The sequence below is a fragment of the Microbacterium sp. BF1 genome, assembly GCF_019279095.1.
Lineage (GTDB): Bacteria > Actinomycetota > Actinomycetes > Actinomycetales > Microbacteriaceae > Microbacterium > Microbacterium maritypicum.
The window spans coordinates 1-2,472 of record NZ_JAGYWT010000375.1 but is presented as its reverse complement, the minus strand read 5'-3'; the positions used below and the strand labels follow the sequence as shown (position 1 = coordinate 2,472).

General features: G+C 67.3%; 3 protein-coding genes and 1 pseudogene. 3 read left to right on the top strand and 1 reads right to left on the bottom strand.

The features are described from left to right. Positions 1-606, bottom strand: a pseudogene (locus tag KZA10_RS12300) (hypothetical protein); the annotation flags it as partial. A gap of 63 nt (positions 607-669) precedes the next feature. Between KZA10_RS12300 and murI the strand changes: the two are divergent. The 3 genes from murI to KZA10_RS12285 form a co-directional block, all read left to right on the top strand. Continuing rightward, positions 670-1,500: a glutamate racemase gene (gene murI / locus KZA10_RS12295; RefSeq protein WP_055870948.1), complete on the top strand. Its 831-nt coding sequence runs from the start codon at positions 670-672 to the stop codon at positions 1,498-1,500. A gap of 52 nt (positions 1,501-1,552) precedes the next feature. Then, on the top strand, positions 1,553-2,290 hold the full coding sequence (rph, locus tag KZA10_RS12290) for a ribonuclease PH (protein WP_055870952.1): 738 nt from the start codon (positions 1,553-1,555) through the stop codon (positions 2,288-2,290). A 2-nt stretch (positions 2,291-2,292) separates the two neighbouring features. Further along, the coding region (locus KZA10_RS12285; RefSeq protein ID WP_218683013.1) for a hypothetical protein at positions 2,293-2,472 on the top strand (180 nt) is incomplete at its 3' end.

Here is a 2,472-nt window from a genome sequence, read left to right as displayed (position 1 = left end):
CCCGTCGCGTAGAGCGGTCCGAGGAAGTTGTACAGACCCGGGTAGTCGGCCTGCCAGCCCGAACGTGCCGCCGTGGTGATGGTGCGGTCGTTGATCTTGCTGCGCAGGTCCTGGAAGGTCGGGTACGTCGCGTCGTGATCCCATCTCTGCCAGCGGACGCTCACCGGCGGCGATGCTCATGCGAGAGGCAGCGGTCGCGACGGCGGAATCGTGATTGAGCACGCTCAGGGCGAGCGTCTCGAGTACGACGGCATCGGCGAACGTGCCCTCGACGGTGAGGATGGGGGAGCCGGGGAAGTACAGCTCACCCTCGCGATAGCCGCGGATCGTTCCCGAGAACCGGTAGTCCTCGAGGTGAGCGATCGACGACGCATCGACGACGTTCTGGTCTCTGAGGAACCGCAGCTCGTCGTCACCGAAGCGGAAGTCGCGCAGGAGACCGAGCAGGCGGCCGGTGCCGGCGACGACACCGAAGCGGCGGCCCCCGGACAGACGCCGGGAGAACAGCTCGAAGACGCTGGGGCGGAATGCCGTCCCGTCCCGGAGGGAGGCGGCGAGCATCGTCAGCTCATAGCGGTCGGTGAGCAGCGCCGTCGACGTGGTCATGCGCTCAGTTTAGTGAGCGTCCTGATGCGCGCGGCAGCTCCCGCGCAGGTAGGCTGGGGAGTCATGAACGACGCGCCGATCGGGATCTTCGACTCCGGTGTCGGCGGGCTCACGGTGGCGCGGGCCATCCGCGCCCAGCTGCCCCGTGAGTCGTTCGTCTACATCGGCGACACCGCGCACTCGCCGTACGGCCCCAAGCCCATCGCCGACGTGCGCCGCTACTCTCTCGAGGTGCTGGACACCCTCGTCGAGCAGGGCGTGAAGATGCTGGTGATCGCGTGCAACACCGCCTCGGCCGCCATGCTCCGCGACGCTCGTGAACGCTACGACATCCCGGTGGTCGAGGTGATCGGTCCCGCGGTGCGCCGCGCGGTCTCCACGACCCGCAACGGGCGCGTCGGCGTGATCGGCACGGTCGGCACCATCGGCTCACGCGCGTACCAGGACATGCTCGAGGTCAACGAGAGGCTGCAGGTCTTCACCGCCGCCTGCCCGCGCTTCGTCGAGTTTGTCGAGGCCGGGATCACCGGAACTCCGGAGGTGCTCGCTGTGGCTGAGGAGTATCTCGCCCCTCTTCGCGATGCTGACGTCGACACGCTCGTGCTCGGCTGCACGCACTATCCGTTCCTTCGCGGCGCCATCAGCTACGTCATGGGAGAGGGCGTCACGCTCGTCTCCAGCGACGACGAGACCGCCGGCGACGTCTATCGCCAGCTCGTCCGCGGAGACCTGCTCGCCTCGCCGGATGCCACCGCGAGCTACGTCTACGAGGCCACCGGAGCGTCGACCGACGACTTCACCGCTCTGGCCAACCGTCTGATGGGCCGTGAGGTCCGCGACGTGCAACTCGTCCAGACCGGCGTGATCACTCTTCCCGAGAACGCTTTCGAGTAATCCGGATCGAGTCGCTCCGACTCGATCCGCCACCCCGACCTGAGAGAAGCACATGTCCGAAATCGTCCGCGTCGACGGCCGCTCCACCGATCAGCTGCGTGAGATCACCATCGAGCGGGGCTGGAGTGCGCACGCCGAGGGATCCGCACTGATCAGCTTCGGCGGCACCAAGGTGCTGTGCACCGCCTCCTTCACCAACGGCGTTCCGCGCTGGTTGACCGGTAAGGGCAAGGGATGGGTCACGGCCGAGTACTCCATGCTCCCGCGGGCCACGAACAGCCGGAACGACCGGGAGAGCGTCAAGGGCCGCATCGGCGGTCGCACCCATGAGATCTCGCGCCTGATCGGTCGCGCCCTGCGTGCCGTCGTCGATACGAAGGCGCTCGGCGAGAACACGATCGTGATCGACTGCGACGTGCTGCAGGCTGACGGTGGCACGCGCACGGCGGCCATCACCGGTGCGTACGTGGCGCTCGCCGATGCCATCGAGTGGGGCCGGGAGAAGAAGTTCATCGGCAAGAACTCCACGCCGCTGCTCGATTCGGTCGCCGCCGTGTCCGTGGGGATCATCGATGGCGAGCCCATGCTCGATCTGGCATATGTCGAGGATGTGCGCGCGGAGACCGACATGAACATCGTCGTCACCGGCCGCGGACTCTTCGTCGAGGTCCAGGGAACGGCCGAGGGCGCTCCGTTCGACAAGCGGGAGCTCGACGCGCTGCTCGAGCTCGGTCTGGCCGGATGCGCCGACCTGAAGGGCGCGCAGCTCGCCGCACTGGCAGGGGAGTGACCATGCGGATCGTGCTCGCGACGCATAATCCGCACAAGGTCGCGGAGCTCCAGCATCGCCTGGATCTTCTCGGTGAGGGCGCCCATCTCGTCGAGCGTCTTGGGAACCTCGACGCCCCATTCGGCGAACTTTGCCGGCGAGTACCAGATCCAGCCCTTGACGTTGGCCATCAGCGGCGCACC

Coding starts and splice junctions, on each gene's coding strand:
- murI (WP_055870948.1), top strand. CDS start 670: ATGAACGACGCGCCGATCGGGATCTTCGACTCCGGTGTCGGCGGGCTC.
- rph (WP_055870952.1), top strand. CDS start 1,553: ATGTCCGAAATCGTCCGCGTCGACGGCCGCTCCACCGATCAGCTGCGT.